The sequence below is a fragment of the Fenollaria sporofastidiosus genome (assembly GCF_943169635.2).
Lineage (GTDB): Bacteria > Bacillota > Clostridia > Tissierellales > Peptoniphilaceae > Fenollaria > Fenollaria sporofastidiosus.
Genome location: NZ_OW968186.1, coordinates 523,839 through 541,610, shown reverse-complemented (window position 1 = coordinate 541,610; position 17,772 = coordinate 523,839). Strand labels below are relative to the sequence as shown.

The following is a 17,772-nucleotide window of genomic DNA, read 5'->3' as shown; positions in this document are numbered from 1 at the left end:
CACAAAGGTCAATACCTTCATGCCGATAAATTTTTAAGAAAACAAATCCCTAATTAAAAGCAACTAAGGGCTCGTTTGAATGTGAAATTAACTATAGTCCTAGGTTCGGATCAACCTCAAAGCTCAGATCCATCCCACAACATCCATGCACATATTCCAAATACCCTTGTGCAGCTATCATCGCAGCATTATCTGTAGTATACACGGCCTTTGGGTAATACAGTGTAAAGCCATGTGCCTTCTCTTCCTTAATAAGTGCCTCGCGTAAGGCTTTATTGTTCGAGACGCCGCCCGCAAGCACTATCTTGTCATATCCGAGCTCGTCTTTCAAATCGACTGCCTTCTTTGCGAGTACATCGACTGCGGCCTTTTGAAAGGATGCTGCGACGTCAGCCTTATTGACTTCTTGTCCTCTTTGTTCTTCGTTATGAAGGTAGTTTAGAACCGCTGTCTTTAATCCCGAGAAACTAAAGTTGTAGTCGCCCGACTTCATCATAACGCGTGGCAAGTCTATGGCATCTTGATTACCTTCCATAGCGAGTTTTTCTATCTCAGGTCCACCAGGGTACGGTAGTCCCAAGGCTCTGGCAACTTTGTCAAAGGATTCGCCCGCAGCGTCATCCAAGGTTCTGCCGACTAGGTCATAGTCGTAGTAGTCCTTCATATTAACAAGGTAGGTGTGGCCACCTGAGACAACAAGCGAAACGAATGGCGGCTTCAGTCCCTCTGTCGTTATGTAGTTTGCTGCGATGTGCCCCTTCATGTGGTTAACAGGAACTAGCGGCACGTCCAAGGACATGGCTAGTGCCTTTGCAAAGGACACGCCAACAAGTAGGGCTCCGATCAGTCCCGGTCCCCTCGTTACAGATATAAATTCAATTTCTTCTAAGTCCGTCTTCGCTTCAGCTAGCGCCTTCTCAAGTACAGTCGAGATCGCTTCGATGTGCATCCTTGACGCAATCTCCGGCACCACGCCCCCGAACTCTCTGTGCGTATCTATCTGCGTTGCTATGACATTTGACAAAACTTCCAAGTCGTCCAAGATGGCGATGGATGTCTCGTCGCACGAACTTTCTATAGCTAAATGTTTCACTTTCTCCTCCACATAATCAGCGCATCTTCACCATGATAATAGTTTTTGCGCCTTGCCTCAATTTTAAAATCATACTTTTCATATAAGCTTATCGCCTTGAAATTGCTTACGCGAACTTCTAATGCGATGGGTTTTTCTTCCGCTTCCTCAAGCGCCTTTGCTAATAGCTTTGCGCCAATACCCTGCCCTCTCATATCTTTCGAGGCCGCTATGTGCATCAAATCCGCCTCATCGTACAAAATTTTGATGTCGACAAAGCCTTGCACGGCTCCCTCTTCATCCACATAGACAAAGGCCTTAGAGCTTTCACTTTTAAGCTCACTTTCGACGACGCCCATGCTCCACGCATCGTCCGTACTTTGCAAAATCTCGTATATGGCCTCGGCATCCATAAGCTCAGCTTTTCTAATCACTTCTTGTCTTCCTCAGCTTGCGACGACTTCATGTATATAGGTATCGCGCCGTATCTGTCCTCAGCCTTTATCTCATCCATGTGATCTATGACATAGTCCAGGACTTCCTTGGCTATGGGTTCGTTCTCTCTATAAACGCCTGCTATGACATTAGCACCGAACTTTTCCTTGTATTTTCCGTAGAAATCGCCCGGCATAATGACAGTAGCGCTAAGTCCATTTACCATGTCTACAAGCTCATCAAGAGTGTAGATTCTCTCTTCCTTCATCAGCTCAAAGTCATCTTCATAGCTATAAAGCGCCGCAAAGGCTCTATCGCGTCTCGCATCAATCGCGGGGATGATGTATTTGAGCCCTTTGTAGCGGTAGCTCATCGCCTTTAGCGAAGACACGGTGTAAATTGGCTTATTGTCCTTAAAGCTGAAGGCCTTAATCATGGCCGCGGCTATCCTAAGTCCTGTGAAGGAACCGGGTCCCTTTGACACTGCAAAGGCATCGACTTCATCCACTTTTAGACCAAAGATGTCCAAAATCTCCTTAGCCATCAGGGCAAGCTTTTCGGAGGCGCTCCTGTCGTATGAGACGTTGAACTCGCCTCTCACAACGCCGTCCACTGCAAGCGCCGCGCTTATATATCTACTTGAACTGTCTAAACTTAATATCTTCATATAACCTCTAATAATCAAAATTCGTTTCTATAATACGACTCTCGCCGTCTTTAGTAAGGCTTATCCTCTTCGCGTCTTTGAACTCACTCTCTATCGCCTCAGGCCACTCAATTAGGCTCACCGCCTTCTCATCATATAGGTAGTCATCAAGACCTAAGGAGTCGATATCCATGGACTTTGTGAGTCTATATAAGTCGAAGTGGTATATAGAGACCTCCTTCGCCTTGTATACGTTCATGATTGCGAAAGTCGGACTTGTCACGTAGTCATCCGAACCGAGTGCCTTAACTATCGCCTTAGTGATGGTCGTCTTACCGGCACCCATCTCCCCTTTTAAAAGTACAATCTCGCCTAGGTCTATGGTCTTAGCTATGGCCTCAGCGGCGCGCACTGTATCAGAGAGTGTATTTAGTACTTCTCTCATACTAAGCCTCCCTCACATGATCAAGGTAGGCGTAGATGAACTTGTCGATGTCGCCGTCGATGACCTTTTGCACCTCAAAGTTCTCCACATCTGTCCTGTGATCCTTAACTAGCATGTACGGATTAAAGATGTAGCTACGTATCTGCGAGCCCCACGCAATCTGCGAGTAGTCGCCTGTAAGCTCGTCTATGGTCTTCTTGCGCTCCTCTTCCTTAAGCTGCACAAGCTTGCCGTAGAGTATGCGCAGTGCGACTTCCTTGTTCTGCCTTTGACTACGCTCGTTTTGGCATGTCGCAACAACTCCTGTCGGTATGTGCGTGATGCGCACCGCAGAGTCTGTCGTGTTAACCGATTGACCGCCTGCACCTTGCGAGCGGTAGTAGTCTATCTTTAGATCCTCTTCCTTTATATCTATGGCTATGGTCTCGTCGATGTCAGGAAAGACGTCAACGGATGCAAAGCTCGTGTGTCTCTTCTTTTGCGAGTCGAAGGGCGATATCCTAACAAGTCTGTGTACCCCGCGCTCCGCCTTCAAAAAGCCATACGCGTAGTCACCTAAGACCTTGAAGTAAACACTTCTTATGCCGCCTTCAGTGTCCGCTAGGTAGTCGATGAGCTCCAGCTTGTAGTCATGATGAGATGCCCACCTCGTATACATGCGGTAGAGCATCTCTGCCCAGTCCTGAGCGTCGGTGCCGCCAGTACCTGCGTGTATGGAGACAACAGCGCCATTCTTATCATATTCGCCATCAAGTAAGGTCCTCACCTTTAGCTCCTCAAGCGCCATGTCAATCTCTTCACTCAAAGTGTGCAGAGCGTTGTAGTTATCAGGTCTTTCTTCCTCGTATAGCTCGATGTAGACTTCCATATCCTCTAGCTTGGAGGCTATCTCTTCATAGCTATTAAGAGGCGTTGTAATGTCTTTGAGCTCGTCTATCACCTTATCGGCAGCCTCTTTATCGTCCCAAAACGACGGCTCCACCATCTTGGCTTCAAGCTTTTGCTTCTTCTCTTTTAGAGCATCAGCGTCAAAGATAGTCTCCTAATTTTATATATCTCTCTTTAAAATCTGCATAATCTTCTTTATACTCTTGTAAGGTCTTCATTACTCATTCCTTCCGCAACAGTTTTTGTACTTCTTGCCACTTCCGCATGGGCATGGGTCGTTCCTGCCAACCTTCTTAGTCTTTCTAACATATGGCTTCTTCTTCTCGTCAGATCCGTCGCCTTCGAAGCCTTCCTTGATGTTCTTGGCTTGCTCTCTCCTCTTGACCTTGCTTGGGTCTTCAACGTGGAATAAAATTCTTAGAGTGTCTTCCTTAATCGCCTCGTTCATAGCCTCGAACATGTCAAAGCCTTCAACAGCGTAGGCTCTCGCAGGGTCCTCTTGCGCCATCGACCTAAGTCCAATACCTTGCTTCAACTGATCCATCGCGTCGATGTGATCCATCCACTTCTCGTCAACAACTTGTAGAAGTACAACCCTTTCAACTTCTCTGAATCTTTCAGGAGTAAATTCCTTTTCCTTCGCTTCGTAGCTGTCAAGTGCGCATCTTTCAAGCATGTCTACAAGCTCGTCCTTGTGCACATCATTAACATTAAGATCCTTCACATCCTGCATGTCTATGTCGAAGATGGCCTTTAAGTGCATAAATAAGCTCTTGAAGTCCCACTCAGAAGAGTCCGCCTTCTCAAATGTCATGGTATTAACGAAGCCCTCTATGACGTCCTTAATCATCGAAACGATGTTATCTCTGAAGTCCGCGCCTTCAAGTAGCTTCTTTCTTTCAGTGTATATAACTTCCCTTTGCTTGTTCATTACGTCATCGTACTTAAGAACGTGCTTTCTGATTCCGTAGTTGTTACCTTCGACCTTTCTTTGCGCCGACTCAATTAGCCTTGTTAATAGTGGTGACTTGATCGAGTCGCCTTCAGCCATATTCATCATGTCGATGGCATTTTTAAATTTGTCGCCGCCAAATAGACGCATCAAATCGTCCTCAGCAGATATATAGAATGTCGATGAACCGGGGTCGCCTTGTCTTCCGGCACGACCACGGAGTTGATTGTCGATACGTCTCGACTCGTGTCTTTCAGTACCGATGATGTGTAGGCCGCCAGATGCCACAACCTTGTTCTTCTCCTCTTGAAGTTCGTTCTTGTACTGTTCAACGAAATCTTCGTATTCTTTTCTATTCTTAAGAACTTCAGTATCCTTAGTGTCCTCGTGAGAATCAACCTGTGCCATCTCTTCCTCAGATAGACCCTTCCTTCTCATCGCTTGTTTAGCCATGAACTCAGGGTTACCGCCTAAGATGATGTCGGTACCACGGCCTGCCATGTTAGTTGCGATAGTAACTTGACCCAAACGGCCAGCTTGCGCAACAATCTCCGCTTCCTTGTCGTGGAACTTCGCATTCAAGACCTCGTGCTTGATGCCAGTCTTTTTTAATAGTTTAGATAATTCTTCCGACTTCTCTATGCTGATAGTGCCAACTAGAACCGGTTGGCCGCTCTCGTGCCTCTTCTTTATATCATCAATAACTGCGTTAAACTTCTCAGCCTCAGTTCTGTAGATCTCGTCAGGATTGTCCACCCTGATTACAGGCTTGTTAGTTGGGATCTCGATAACATCCATGTGGTAGATGTCTTGGAACTCGTCCTCTTCAGTCTTCGCAGTACCAGTCATACCCGAAAGTTTCTTGTACATTCTAAAGTAGTTTTGGAAAGTGATAGTCGCCAAAGTCTTCGACTCGCTTCTAACCTCAAGGCCTTCCTTCGCCTCAATCGCTTGATGAAGACCATCAGAGTAGCGTCTACCAAACATCAAACGGCCAGTAAACTCGTCAACGATGATGATCTCGCCATCCTTCACAACATAGTCCCTGTCCTTCTTCATAAGACTTCTTGCCTTCATCGCTTGATTGATATGGTGAATGATCTCCATATTCTCAATGTCAGAGAGGTTCTCAACCTTGAAAAACTCCTCAGCCTTCTTAGTTCCAAGCTCTGTTAATAAGACAGATCTGTCCTTTTCATTAACCACGTAGTCCTTAGTTTCGACCTCTTCCACCTCAGGCTTAACAAACCTGTCAAGCGGGTCTACATGCTCATCAGGGTCTTGAATCCTAACAGATAGCCTCGAAACAAAAGTCTTCGCAAGCTCGTATAGGTCAGTCGACTTGTCGCCTTGACCAGAAATTATTAAAGGAGTTCTCGCCTCATCTATCAAGATAGAGTCAACTTCGTCCACGATAGCGTAGTTTAGCTCCCTTTGCACCATATCATCCTTGTAGATAACCATGTTGTCCTTTAGGTAGTCGAAGCCAAACTCGTTGTTAGTTCCGTAAGTGATGTCAGACGCGTAAGCAACCTTCCTATCTTCCTTAGACATATCGTGAATGATGCAGCCAACAGATAGACCTAGAAACTCAAAGATCTTACCCATCCAGTCCCTGTCACGCTTAGCAAGGTAGTCGTTCACAGTAACAATGTGCACACCCTTGCCCTCAAGCGCATTAAGAAAGGCAGGCATAGTCTCAACCAAAGTCTTACCTTCACCAGTCTTCATTTCAGCGATGCGGCCTTGATGCAAGATGATACCGCCTTCGACTTGCACCCTGTATGGCATCATGCCAAGAACCCTCTTCGAAGCCTCCCTTACAGTTGCAAACGCCTCCGGTAAAATGTCGTCAAGCGTCTCACCGCCCTTAAGCCTTTCCTTTAATTTATTAGTATTATTCTTTAATTCATCGTCAGATAATCTAGAGTATTCATCCTCCAAAGCCATAACAGCCTCAGTTTGATTTAGATTTTTCTTTATAGCCCTATCAGAAGTAGAGCCAAACAACTTAGAAAATAATCCCATATTTTCACCTTCTTTATTTTATTTCACCCTCTATTATACCCGATAATGAGATATTTTTCAAGATAAGTATTAATATTATGAGTGGTAATAGTAATTTCGAAGTACAGCTTGCGAGGCATATAATAGGCCCTTGCTATATAGTGAGAAGCTTCCTATATATATACTCGCGTGGTATATAGTGGGGCGCTTGCTATATAGTAGTGAACGAGGTGTATGGTGAGAGGCGAGGCATAAAAAAAGCAAGTACATAAAGTACTCGCCACAGATACCTGCACTTACAGTATATTGCAGATAAAAAAAGAGAAGGTATATCTACCTTCTCCCAATTACTTACACTATTTTGTTTTTCTGCTCCTAAACCTCTACCCCGCGTGCTATTTCGCAGAGGAAATTTAGGCAGGGGACGAAGTGGAGCTTTGAAGCAAGCTTGGCCGTAAGTTTAATCAAAGCTATGTTCGCTAACGCTCCATACCTTTGTAAACTCTGGCATAAGGCATGCATAGCCAATCGAACTTCGTTTCACTCGTTCTCTTGGTGCAAGGACTTAACTGTACAAATGTACCCAGGGCATTGCCGAAAAGCGAACAAGTTCCCTGTAAAATTTCAATGTGAAATAGTTAGAATAAGACTTCAGTCTTAGTCTCAACATTCTTCGCTCCAACAAGCAACATAACCTTAGAGTCGTTCTTATTCACAAGTAAAGACTTTTCAACGATAGTCTTTAGTGCGTTCTTAACCTCTTCAGCTGTAAGACCCTCTTTAGGATCTTGTACAGACATAGAATATGGCTTGCCGTCCTCACATTTAAAGCTTAATTGTAATCTCTTCATTATCTCACCTCCTTTCCATAAATTTGCCTACAACTATAGATCAGTTACACTAATCTTTTGTAGTTTGTTAATCTCCTTACCTAAAAGAGCAGTAAAAGCATCCTTAAACACCTTTAGGTCCTCATTCGAAGCAGTGTTGTCAACGTAGTTTACAGTTCTAGAGAACTTTCTTACAGCGTTGTCCTTACCCATGCCGTCGAAGAATAATTTAACAGAAGTCTTAACCATCATCTCACCTCCTTTCATCTCGTAAAGCCTTAAGCCTTACACCCTATATATACTAAAACGCGCCTTCGTTTCCTACGCGGACCCACTATGATAATAGTGCTAGCGTGCACTTAAGTGTCCAATATCAATCCTAAGTGACCAATATATGCACGCACTCACATATTATGCACGCGACTCATCATTTGAGAGAAGATATGCATATCCTTATACTTAAGATAAGAAAGGAGAGATGCATATGTACATTGATTTTGATACAGTCGCAATCAGATACCAAGAGATGAAGGAAATAGCGCCCACAGTTTTAGAAAGGCTCATGCCACTTATACTTAGTAGCATCGCGCGCTACTACCCACTTGCAAAAGATAGAGACGACCTCGTGCAAGAGCTCCTAGTCGTAGTATTAGAAGCCATGCTAGACTTTAGAGAGAGTCACGGAGCACACGCCCTCGCCCTCATCGCCTCACGCATCAAGTACCACCTGCTTAATAAGTATAAGAAGAAAACCGAGGAGTGCACCCTAGGCGAAGACGCCTTCCTCGTAGAAGACGAAACAAGCATGGACGACTTCGAGGCACTCTTTAGAAAAGACAGCCTTGGTAATATATTTAAAAGCCTTACAGCCGAGGAGACCCAGCTTATCTACCTTAGATACTACACCGAGATGAGCTTCGAAGACATAGGCAAAGAACTCCACTGCTCCAAAAGCACCGCACACAAAAAAGTCACAGCACTACTAAAAAAGCTTAGACGCAAATATAAAAAATACAGCTAAGCATAAAGTATGATTTTTAAGACAATGGCAAATATTTTCAGAAAAAGAAGACATTAGCTATTGACATAGAGCGTCAAGTGGACTATAATAGACTATACCGGAAAGATATCATGGAGGTAAGAAGATATGAAAGAAAAGAACTTATTAGCACTCGTACCCGGCTACGACAAAGACGGGATCAACACAACAGTCGCCATATACGACGACATCACAGCAGAGAACCTTGGCGTATCCATAAGGACAGCGATATCGAGGATATTTAGAGAAGGACTCATCGAAGAGAGACTCTACAAAGCGTGGGCGAAAACCGTTACAAAGAAGAAAACCGGACTCGCCGTAGTCGTTGATGGCACCAAACTCGTAGGCATCAAGTGTAGAGAAGTAAGGTCGAGAAACGATGGCTGTATGCTCTACCTAAACAGAGACCTCATCTACGATATAGAAGACAACGCCGTGTATATGAAAGGCCTTGGCAAAGTCAGAGTACAAAGCAAGAGAAGAACCATCAGAGACAGAATTAAAGACTGTGATCGCATAGAAGATGGCCTCACAGCAAAGCGCAAGAAAAACGCATAAAATTGAATATTGAAGATAAGAGGACGAGAAGTCCTCTTTTTTTGTGCAAGATTAAAGAGCTAAAGTTTCTGAAATAAGAAATGGATAATGGCATCCTTATTTCAAATTGCAACTAAATCAGATAAAACATAAGACAGGAATAAACTTATACCCCTAAGAGCATATAAAAGGCCCGTAGCACTCAGTAAATGATAGAGAGTACTACGGGTCTTCTTTTATAAATAAAACGTGTAGAGAGAGTTTTGAAGCGTGGGTTTATTAATTACGTCACTAATTCTTAGTAATTATATCATTATCGATTTTAATATCAAGATCTTTCCTTATTGCTGAATACAGTTTTTCATAAGCATCAACAAATTTATTATCAAAATTTATATCATCAGTCTCAATTATAAATGCTTTATATTCGCCTTTAGAATCTCTTTTATAGCCACTGTCCACTATAACTTTTAAAAGTGACCAAGCCATTTTAACCTCTCTAGAAGCATATAAATTAAAAACTTCATACTCTTTGCTTTTAAATTCTTCCGCTATATCGCATGCTTCTCTATACATTCTTTCATTATATTTAAGTAGATCAATATTATCTTCAAGCTCTTTGATTTCATCAACATGCTTCTCTTTGTTAGAATCATATTTTTCCAAATCAGAATACATTTTATATATAATATCACTTGTTTCTAATCCATCATACCTAGTGGAATCTCTCATGCTATTAAGAACATCCTTTGTTGTGGTAATCGGTATCTTGTTAAGATACTTTAAAATATAATCATAAGACTTTTTTAGACACTTTCTCCTTTCATTTTCTTTATCCTTCTTATCTTTTATTTTATCAGTTGCCAAAGTTAGTAAAAATTGAAAAACTCCTCCAATTAATAGCGTAATTACTGGCCACATATGAGATTTAAAAAATTCATTCATATATACACTCCACCTCACATCTTAATTAAATAAAATATATAACAATTAAAAGAATTTGTCAACAATAAATTATTCAGTAATAACTTTAAAGCAAAAATTATATGCAAAAGATTAAATAACTATGGGCTGCTATAGAAGCCTATAGCTCGCTTAATTACTGAGTTCTAGAAAAATAAGACTTGACAAAATACAAAGTTTGTGTTATAATACTATATAGTGATATGTATAAATATTATTAGGGAAAGGAGGTTAAAAATATAAAGTAAAGGAGGTGCGATGCATGGACAAAGAAAGCAAAGACAAACAAAACTTGAAAAATGAACGTTGGAAAAAACTCATATATTCATTAATTGGTTTTATATTTGTATATAAATTTACTTGTATGCAAATGATTAAAACAGAAGTTGCTTGGATATCTAATCTGGGAAAAAATATGAATGAATACTATGATGTACTAAAAGATGTTATAGGTGCTTTTATCGCAGTTGCCGTAGCAAACAAATCATTTAGCTTGTAATTAGATAGACGTATACAAGTCATAATGGTCAATATGACATATCACTAGTGTAAGTATTTTATGTTTCAAAAAAGGAGAAAATTATGTGTGCCACCACAAAATAGTGCAGTTTTAGTATAAAATTTACTAAAACTGCACTTTTTTACATATTATTATCAATTATACTAAGTAATATCACGCAAAATAAAAGAGCCCATTGCTAATTTGAATAGGCTCTTATTCTAATCTATTATAAATTATCGTACAAAAAAAGGAAGGTCATAAGACCCTCCTTCTTTATTTTAATTAGGTTAATTATTTAACTAATCTAATATTTACTGAGTTACTTTGTTGTAAACCTGAACTTAATGTGTAATAGAATACTAAAGTATATTTATCATCAGCAACATGTGTTAAAGATGCTACTGGGTGAGTAGAATCTGCAGCAGCTACTAATGTTACTTTACTTAAGTCAAAGTTTTTAACATCTGCTTTTGACATAGCTGCTTTAATGAATCCTTCTACTTCTGCTAATGCGTAAGCAGGACCTGGATTAGGATCTGCACCTACAACTATTGGATCACTAGCATTATTTAATGCATATTCCATTAGTTCTACAGCTTTTTTAGCAGCTTTATCTTCATCAACTGTTGTGTTAGCTTTGTAAGCATTCTTAGCTTCTGTACTTGCTGTAACAGCTGGTGCACCAGGTGTACCAGGCATAGCAGGTATAGCAGGTATTGTACCTGTTATTTTTGTTGTAATCTCTTTAGCATCTATTGTTGAAACTAAAGTAATAGTTTTGCCAGTTGTAGTTACAGTAACTTTAACAGATGCTGGTGAACCTGTAGCTGAGGCTGCAACAACAGACTCTCCAGTCTTATTGAATACTTTTTCTAAAGCTTTTTTAACTTCTGCAGCAAATGCATCAAGTTTTGCTGTATCAGTGTTCTTAGATGAATCAAACTCAATATTGCCAAGAGCTACAACTGTATCTCTAACTTTTTCGTTTAATTCAGCCTTTAACATGTCTTCATCAAATGCAGCTTTCTTCTTTAATCCTTTTACTAATGAAGCGTATCTACCATCAGTTATAACTTTAACAGTTCCTTCGCCGTACAAAGCATTGAAACTAGCTACAGCCCAGTGTCCAAATCCTAATGGTCTGCCTGTTTCATCTTCAAATCTTGTATCATCGTTTACATAATAGTTAGCAACGAACTCACCCTTAGAGTTTTTCAATACAATTACATAGTTTCCTGAAGCTGTTACTGCAGCTTGATCAAGAATGTTAGTGTAAACTGTACCACCGTCTCTAACAAATCTCATTACCTTGATAAATCCATATTTATCTTTAGTAAATTGAACAGTCTTTGATGCATTTGGATAGAATACAACTTGTTTAGCATCCCACTTGTAAGTGTCTTCGCCAATCTTGTATGTTTGTGGATATTTACCTTCTTCAATTGAATACTTCTTAGCGCCTACTGGAATTTCAACTCCAACTACACAACCTTTTTTAACATCCTTAGAATCTTTATTAACTTTAATTTTAACTATGTCTCCATTGCCAAAATTGTATTTAGCGTCAACATCGTTAACTAATTCTAGTGTAAATACATTGTTGTGAGAGTCCATAACATCTATAGCTGTCTTGTTGTTCCAAGTCTTTATAACTTCAACATAATCATAATCAGCGTCAAATGTTATTACAGCATCCTTAAATATTACAATGCTAGCAAGATTTTCATCATCGCTTAAGAACTTATAAGTGTTAAGATCAAATGTATTTTTGTCTTCTAGTGTATCCTTAAGATCTTTTTCAGACATTACATAAGCTTTTAAATCTTTATTATCGCTGTTGTCAGCAATAAACTTGTTAAGATCTCCAACTTGGTGTAAGTTTCCATCTTTATCTAATGCATATGCATGTAGATTAGAGAAATATCTGTAAGTTCTTTGAGTTGTCTTATTTGTATCAAGCATTATGAATCTGCCGTTCATCTTTGCATATGGATGAAGTGGATATGCGCCAGCTTTGATAAGTCTTCCCATATAAGAGATTTCTTCTTTTTCTCCTCTAGCTAGGTAAACTATATCATTTTCATTGAAATCAAGTAATCTATTATTATTTGATGTTTTATCAACAACATATCTTGTATTTCTTGTTTCTTCTGCCCAGAATTCTTCTCCTGTTGAAGGTAAGAACTTAACTTCTCCTCTTGAAGTGATTCTTGTTATAGCGTTAATACCGTCGTTCCAAGCTTTAGTTCCTTCGATAAGTTGTGCTGAACCGTCTAAAGCAACTAATACTTTAACGTTTTCTCCACGCATACCATCAACTAGTGATCTGTCGCCATCTTTAAGAACTAAATATTTTTTACCTTCATAGCTATAAATAGCTTGTAGTGGTTCATCTGAATTTAGAATATATTCATCCTTACCTAATACAATCCATTCGCTGCCATCTCTTTTTAAAAGAGTTTTGTCTAATTTTGCTTCAACCTTAGCGTCTTTTCTAACGATAGCATCTTTATAATCGTTGTAGAAGTGGATAACGTCATCCTTTGCGATAGCTTTTCTTTCAGCTACTGAGAATCCCTTAGCGTCATGGAAAACAACTCTGTCGTTAAGTTTTGAAGCTTTAACAACATTTGCAGCCCATGCATCGTCACGATAGTAAACTGCGCCGTCTTTAACTTCTACTACTGGAGCGATGTCGTTGAAATTGTAAGCATCGATGAAGATAACCTTACCGTTCTTAACTGTTGCTCTAGCAAAATCGTATTTGTTTTCTTTAAACTTTTTAGCGAAGTCTGCATATGTGTAGTCTTCATTGTTTAGATATGTTCTGAAGATTCTTTCGTCTCTTGAATAATATCTTTCATCAAATGCAGCGCTGTAAGTGTTATCATCTAAAACGAATTTTCTAGGACCTACACCATCAATAGAACCTTCTACGTAGTCATAAGTTTTATCAACTTTTACTTCAACGATCTTGTCGTTTTGGTCAACTGTGATGTCAACTACTTTACCAAGTAAGTCTTCAGCATCTAACATAAGGTCTTTGTCAAGTTTGTAAGTGTGTTGGTCACCCTTCTTATCATTTGATCTGCTTTTTTCTACCCATTCAGCTTTTTGAACAACGTCGATAACTTCAACAGTTACTTCGTCATCAGCTAGGTTTTCAACTCTAGAGTTTTCTAGAACGATAGCTTTAAGAATCTTTCTGTTTCCGAATTCTTTGCTGTTCATCATGTTGTAAAGCATCTTGAATACGTCGCCTCTAGTAGCCTTTTCAGTGAATACTGGAGCTGTAACGCCGTTTAATAATCCTAATGATTGAGCTTTAACGATGTAGCTTGTTGGCCAAATGTCTCCAACTTCTCCCTTGCCAAGAGCGCAAACTAACATCTTTGCCATTTCTTGGTAAGTGATTTGTCCTTCTGGCATGAACTTGCCACTTGGATAACCGTTAACGTACATTTGATTTTTAGCTATAGCGATATAGCCGTTTGCCCAGTGAGTTACTGGAACGTCAGTGAATCCTGTAGGAGTTACCTTTGCAGCTTCAGCAGCTTTTGCAAGGTTGTTTGCTCTAACGATCATAGCAGCAAATTGTGCTCTAGTGATGTTTTGTTCAGCCTTGAAGTCTTCTTCGCCGGCTTTGAAACCTTCGATAACTTTAGCTTTTTTAAGAACTTCCATAGCTCTGTCTAAAGCTTCGTCCTTAGCAGGTTCTTCCTTCTTTTCTTCTTTCTTTTCTTCAGTCTTTTCTTCAGGCTTAGCTTCGTCTTTCTTTTCTTCAGGCTTAGCTTCGTCTTTCTTGTCTGTCTTTACTTCTTCAGCTTTCTTTTCGTCAGCTTTAGGAGTAGTATCAGCAAGAACTGAAGTAAATGAGCCTATTACCATAATCATAGCTAGTAATAGTGCAAGTAATTTTTTACTCATGTCTAATGACCTCCTTTTGTATTTGTGTAGGAAAAGCCTACACTCTTAATGTATTATACCATCTACGACGATATATTGCAAGATGTATTCGAGTAATTTAACAAACTTGTAACATTCGGTTAAACTCCGTTGAATTTTGTTTTATATGGAATATGTTCTTTCTTTAAAAGTACTTCCTAGATCGAATGCCGAATGTTGCGAGCTTGAAAGATGGGCCTTACTGTATGGCCGCTCTAAACAATTGAAATTTTAATTTTGATTGTTGCGAGCTGTGGGCCTGGCCCTTTTAGCAAGTCGGCTCTAAATAATTGGAATTCTCATTTCAAATATTGCGAGCTGTGGGTCGAGCGCCTTACTGTAATGTCAGCTCTAAATAATTGCGAACAAGAGTCTATATAACCACTCTTATGAACAATTATTAGTCTCAGTACAATTATTAGTCCGTAAGATTCAAGCTTGTCAAGCTCATACATCTTCATATATTGTCGGTGGTAACTATTTACAAATACATTATACCACATAATATATCTCACATATGTTAAGAGTGTGTTACAAACTTCAATTGCTGCTAAATTTTTTGTCTCGCTGCGCGCAAACGATTTTTTACCTATGTAGTAGTAGGCCTCATATACCATAGCACGCGTGTTTATCTTGTGCGGCTCATATGTAGTAGTAGGCTTCATATACCATAACTGGCTGTTATATATAAAGGAAGCTCATATATATCTGACGTGATATATATATGAAGGATATATATCAATGTGTTCTCTTATGTATATATTATCTGCGAGGGTATATGCATATATATAGGAAGAAAGTTTTTAATGGAGCGAAAATTTCAATGTTTTAGAGCTGACATTACAGTAAGGCGCTCGACCCACAGCTCGCAACATTCAGACTCAGATCTGAGAAATATTAATAAAGAAAGAAGACATTAGATATGAGATTAGCAAAAAATAATTTAACTGAATGTTTAGAGCTGACATACAGAAAGGCGCTCGACCCACAGCTCGCAACATTCAGACTCAGATCTGGGAAATATTAATAAAGAAAGAAGACATTAGATATGAGATTAGCAAAAAATAATTTAACTGAATGTTTAGAGCTGACATACAGAAAGGCGCTCGACCCACAGCTCGCAACATTCAGACTCAGATCTGGGAAATATTAATAAAGAAAGAAGACATTAGATATGAGATTAGCAAAAAATAATTTAACTGAATGTTTAGAGCTGACATACAGAAAGGCGCTCGACCCACAGCTCGCAACATTCAGACTCAGATCTGGGAAATATTAATAAAGAAAGAAGACATTAGATATGAGATTAGCAAAAAATAATTTAACTGAATGTTTAGAGCTGACATACAGAAAGGCGCTCGACCCACAGCTCGCAACATTCAGACTCAGATCTGGGAAATATTAATAAAGAAAGAAGACATTAGATATGAGATTAGCAAAAAATAATTTAACTGAATGTTTAGAGCTGACATACAGAAAGGCGCTCGACCCACAGCTCGCAACATTCAGACTCAGATCTGAGAAATATTAATAAAGAAAGAAGACATTAGATATGAGATTAGCAAAAAATAATTTAACTGAATGTTACAATGCTATTGACTTTCTTATGCTTAAATGGTACAATGAAGTCGTAGTTAATAGTAAGTACTTAGGTACTTGAACTACCGGAATGTGATCTAGGAGGTTCTCCTTCGTAGGCCTTCGGGCTACCCAGCTCTCGTTTCACGAAATTTTTACTTATATAGAGACCTTAAGCAAGGGCTATGCTTAAGTTTGGGTTAAAAGAAATTCTCCTTCATTTAAACAATTTCTTTTGCCTCTGATACGGACATATGTCCTGATCCGTTCCGTTACTATTACCATCCCCAAAGGCAGTACTTTGTGTACTGCTTTTTTTGTGCGCATGAAAAAGACGCCTCGTGTGAAGCGTCTTATATAACTTTGTATCACTTAGTCAATCTTTCGTATACTATCGCAAGTGTTTCTTCTTTGTATTGTTTTGACTCTGCTAGCATGTGCTCAACTTTATCTCTTGTTGCATCTCTGAAGGCTTCGTCTTTAAGTGATTTTAGGTTGATTGTAACGTTTAGTAGTGCGCCTTCTACGCCTGTTTGTAGTAGTAAGCATCCTACTCCTACGTCTGTGATGGCGTTGATGTTGCCGTTTTTAGCGAAGATTTTTTGCATCTTCATAGCTTCTAGACCTAGCTCTGCGCATCTGAATGGTATTTCTAGCGCGATTTTGTAGCCTTCTTGTATCATTTGTGATCTGATCTTTTTTTCTTCTTCTGTTTCTTTTGGCATCTTAAGTGCCTTGATTACATCGTTGAAAGCTGTTGAGTCTGTGTCGACGATGTCTTCAAGTTCTGTGCATAGCTCTACTAACTTTTTCGAGTAGTCTTTCATTGTTTTTTGCTCGTCTTCTGGCAATTCTAGGAAGGCTTTCTTGCTTTCTGTAAGCGCCATGACCATGTTTGTAAGTGATGCACCTAGGGCTGATGAGTAGGCTGCAACTGAGCCACCGCCTGGTGCTGGTGAGTCTGATCTAACTTCTTTTAGGTAGTCTCTTAGTGATTTTTCGATTAACATAATTTTCCTCCTTTGTATTTGTCTATATATACTAGATATTAAGTATTCCATCCAATGAAATGCGTGCTGTTCCCATAACCGTAATAAACGCCGAATCCTTATCCTCAAGGTAGCGTGTTTGTACTCTTGACGGTCTATTAAGTGTCTCGCCTTGGAACATCTTGGCTTTGAGTTTTGTCGTAAGTTTGTTTTTGATAAGGTAATATTGTAGTGCCGCGTTAGCGTAAGCGGATGAACCATCTTCTTCGAAGGAGATGTCTTTTGTGTAGTTTCTCACGAAGTAGATGCCGTCTTCGGACTCGCAGAAAAGGTGTACGTTCTCGACTCCAAGGCTATTGGCCGCGTCTTTGAACTTGAACTCGTCGATTGTGTAGCTGTAGAGTGCTTCTCTCGTCTTAACTGGAACCACGAGTGTGTTTTCTTCTGCATTCACGACCATGGCTTTGGCGTCTTTGCCAGTTATGCCTATGTCTGCTGTGGAAAGGCTCATCGCGCTAAGCATGTTTGTAATTTCGGGCGCTTTGTTTACTATCTCGGGTCTACTTGTCTCGATCTCTAGGTTCTCGATTTTGTAGTCTTTGTAATAGATGTAGACTTTCTTCTTGGACTCGCGTGTAACTTCGTAGACGAGCTTGACACCATTCTCAATGGCTTTGATATAGCCAAGGTTTGTAAGGACGTAGAAGAGTGCTAGTGAGCCTTGTCCGGAGGCTTCTAGCTCGTTTTTACTTGTGAAATATCTGGTTTTGAAGACGTCTTCGTCGACTGGCTCTACAAAGGCTGTGAGGTTGACTCTAAGCTCGTTTGCGATGAGTTGGCAGTCTTCTTTGCTCATATTGTTTGCGTCTGGTACAACGCCGATGGGTGTGCCGCCGAAACGGCATGCTGCGAATGCGTCAACTATATATACGTGTAGATCCATA

General features: G+C 40.0%; 15 protein-coding genes. 3 read left to right on the top strand and 12 right to left on the bottom strand.

The window, feature by feature from the left end:
• Positions 1-91 precede the first annotated feature (91 nt).
• The 8 genes from tsaD to KO172_RS02490 all read right to left on the bottom strand — a co-directional run bounded on the left by tsaD (position 92) and on the right by KO172_RS02490 (position 7,527).
• Positions 92-1,105: a tRNA (adenosine(37)-N6)-threonylcarbamoyltransferase complex transferase subunit TsaD gene (gene tsaD, locus KO172_RS02525; RefSeq protein ID WP_215491995.1), complete on the bottom strand. Its 1,014-nt coding sequence runs from the start codon at positions 1,103-1,105 to the stop codon at positions 92-94.
• A complete protein-coding gene (rimI, locus tag KO172_RS02520) occupies positions 1,090-1,506 on the bottom strand; it encodes a ribosomal protein S18-alanine N-acetyltransferase (protein WP_215491994.1) in 417 nt (138 codons plus the stop codon). Before rimI ends, tsaD begins: the two co-directional genes overlap by 16 nt.
• Positions 1,503-2,174: a tRNA (adenosine(37)-N6)-threonylcarbamoyltransferase complex dimerization subunit type 1 TsaB gene (gene tsaB / locus KO172_RS02515; protein ID WP_215491993.1), complete on the bottom strand. Its 672-nt coding sequence runs from the start codon at positions 2,172-2,174 to the stop codon at positions 1,503-1,505. The genes rimI and tsaB overlap by 4 nt, the downstream gene beginning before the upstream one ends.
• 7 nt (positions 2,175-2,181) lie before the next feature.
• Positions 2,182-2,598, bottom strand: coding sequence for a tRNA (adenosine(37)-N6)-threonylcarbamoyltransferase complex ATPase subunit type 1 TsaE (gene tsaE / locus KO172_RS02510; protein ID WP_215491992.1), 417 nt, complete (start codon positions 2,596-2,598; stop codon positions 2,182-2,184).
• Between the two features lies 1 nt (position 2,599).
• Positions 2,600-3,704 (bottom strand): peptide chain release factor 2 gene (gene prfB, locus KO172_RS02505; RefSeq protein WP_215491991.1). Its coding sequence is split into 2 segments (ribosomal slippage): positions 2,600-3,628 and positions 3,630-3,704, totalling 1,104 coding nucleotides; the frame shifts between segments, so codons are not numbered across the junction.
• A complete protein-coding gene (secA, locus tag KO172_RS02500; RefSeq protein ID WP_215491990.1) occupies positions 3,704-6,466 on the bottom strand; it encodes a preprotein translocase subunit SecA in 2,763 nt (920 codons plus the stop codon). The genes prfB and secA overlap by 1 nt, the downstream gene beginning before the upstream one ends.
• 617 nt (positions 6,467-7,083) lie before the next feature.
• Positions 7,084-7,296 (bottom strand): DUF2922 domain-containing protein, encoded by a 213-nt coding sequence (locus KO172_RS02495; protein ID WP_215491989.1) that lies wholly within the window; start codon positions 7,294-7,296, stop codon positions 7,084-7,086.
• Positions 7,297-7,329: 33 nt separating this feature from the next.
• Entirely contained in the window at positions 7,330-7,527 is a 198-nt protein-coding gene (locus KO172_RS02490; RefSeq protein ID WP_215491988.1) for a DUF1659 domain-containing protein, read from the bottom strand.
• Between the two features lie 232 nt (positions 7,528-7,759).
• Here KO172_RS02490 and KO172_RS02485 point away from each other — a divergent pair, with 232 nt between their 5' ends.
• Both KO172_RS02485 and KO172_RS02480 read left to right on the top strand, forming a co-directional pair.
• On the top strand, positions 7,760-8,296 hold the full coding sequence (locus KO172_RS02485; protein WP_215491987.1) for a sigma-70 family RNA polymerase sigma factor: 537 nt from the start codon (positions 7,760-7,762) through the stop codon (positions 8,294-8,296).
• Between the two features lie 126 nt (positions 8,297-8,422).
• On the top strand, positions 8,423-8,872 hold the full coding sequence (locus KO172_RS02480; RefSeq protein WP_215491986.1) for a hypothetical protein: 450 nt from the start codon (positions 8,423-8,425) through the stop codon (positions 8,870-8,872).
• Between the two features lie 270 nt (positions 8,873-9,142).
• On the opposite strand, the gene KO172_RS02475 is transcribed toward KO172_RS02480, so the two are convergent.
• Positions 9,143-9,796, bottom strand: coding sequence for a hypothetical protein (locus tag KO172_RS02475; RefSeq protein WP_215491985.1), 654 nt, complete (start codon positions 9,794-9,796; stop codon positions 9,143-9,145).
• 280 nt (positions 9,797-10,076) lie between these two features.
• Between KO172_RS02475 and KO172_RS02470 the strand changes: the two genes are divergently transcribed.
• Complete coding sequence (locus KO172_RS02470) at positions 10,077-10,313, top strand: hypothetical protein (RefSeq protein WP_215491984.1); 237 nt, start codon at positions 10,077-10,079, stop codon at positions 10,311-10,313.
• A gap of 294 nt (positions 10,314-10,607) precedes the next feature.
• On the opposite strand, the gene KO172_RS02465 is transcribed toward KO172_RS02470, so the two are convergent.
• The 3 genes from KO172_RS02465 to KO172_RS02455 all read right to left on the bottom strand — a co-directional run bounded on the left by KO172_RS02465 (position 10,608) and on the right by KO172_RS02455 (position 17,771).
• Positions 10,608-14,243, bottom strand: coding sequence for an S-layer homology domain-containing protein (locus KO172_RS02465; protein ID WP_215491983.1), 3,636 nt, complete (start codon positions 14,241-14,243; stop codon positions 10,608-10,610).
• Between the two features lie 1,964 nt (positions 14,244-16,207).
• A complete protein-coding gene (locus tag KO172_RS02460; RefSeq protein WP_251320108.1) occupies positions 16,208-16,849 on the bottom strand; it encodes a cyclodeaminase/cyclohydrolase family protein in 642 nt (213 codons plus the stop codon).
• Positions 16,850-16,880: 31 nt separating this feature from the next.
• A complete protein-coding gene (locus KO172_RS02455; protein WP_215491982.1) occupies positions 16,881-17,771 on the bottom strand; it encodes a PhzF family phenazine biosynthesis protein in 891 nt (296 codons plus the stop codon).
• Between the last annotated feature and the right edge of the window lies 1 nt (position 17,772).

Excerpts from the sequence above, each read along its gene's own strand:
- tsaB (WP_215491993.1), bottom strand. The coding sequence starts at position 2,174 with ATGAAGATATTAAGTTTAGACAGTTCAAGTAGATATATAAGCGCGGCG.
- tsaE (WP_215491992.1), bottom strand. The coding sequence starts at position 2,598 with ATGAGAGAAGTACTAAATACACTCTCTGATACAGTGCGCGCCGCTGAG.
- secA (WP_215491990.1), bottom strand. The coding sequence starts at position 6,466 with ATGGGATTATTTTCTAAGTTGTTTGGCTCTACTTCTGATAGGGCTATA.
- KO172_RS02495 (WP_215491989.1), bottom strand. The coding sequence starts at position 7,296 with ATGAAGAGATTACAATTAAGCTTTAAATGTGAGGACGGCAAGCCATAT.
- KO172_RS02490 (WP_215491988.1), bottom strand. The coding sequence starts at position 7,527 with ATGATGGTTAAGACTTCTGTTAAATTATTCTTCGACGGCATGGGTAAG.
- KO172_RS02485 (WP_215491987.1), top strand. The coding sequence starts at position 7,760 with ATGTACATTGATTTTGATACAGTCGCAATCAGATACCAAGAGATGAAG.
- KO172_RS02480 (WP_215491986.1), top strand. The coding sequence starts at position 8,423 with ATGAAAGAAAAGAACTTATTAGCACTCGTACCCGGCTACGACAAAGAC.
- KO172_RS02475 (WP_215491985.1), bottom strand. The coding sequence starts at position 9,796 with ATGAATGAATTTTTTAAATCTCATATGTGGCCAGTAATTACGCTATTA.
- KO172_RS02470 (WP_215491984.1), top strand. The coding sequence starts at position 10,077 with ATGGACAAAGAAAGCAAAGACAAACAAAACTTGAAAAATGAACGTTGG.
- KO172_RS02465 (WP_215491983.1), bottom strand. The coding sequence starts at position 14,243 with ATGAGTAAAAAATTACTTGCACTATTACTAGCTATGATTATGGTAATA.
- KO172_RS02460 (WP_251320108.1), bottom strand. The coding sequence starts at position 16,849 with ATGTTAATCGAAAAATCACTAAGAGACTACCTAAAAGAAGTTAGATCA.
- KO172_RS02455 (WP_215491982.1), bottom strand. The coding sequence starts at position 17,771 with ATGGATCTACACGTATATATAGTTGACGCATTCGCAGCATGCCGTTTC.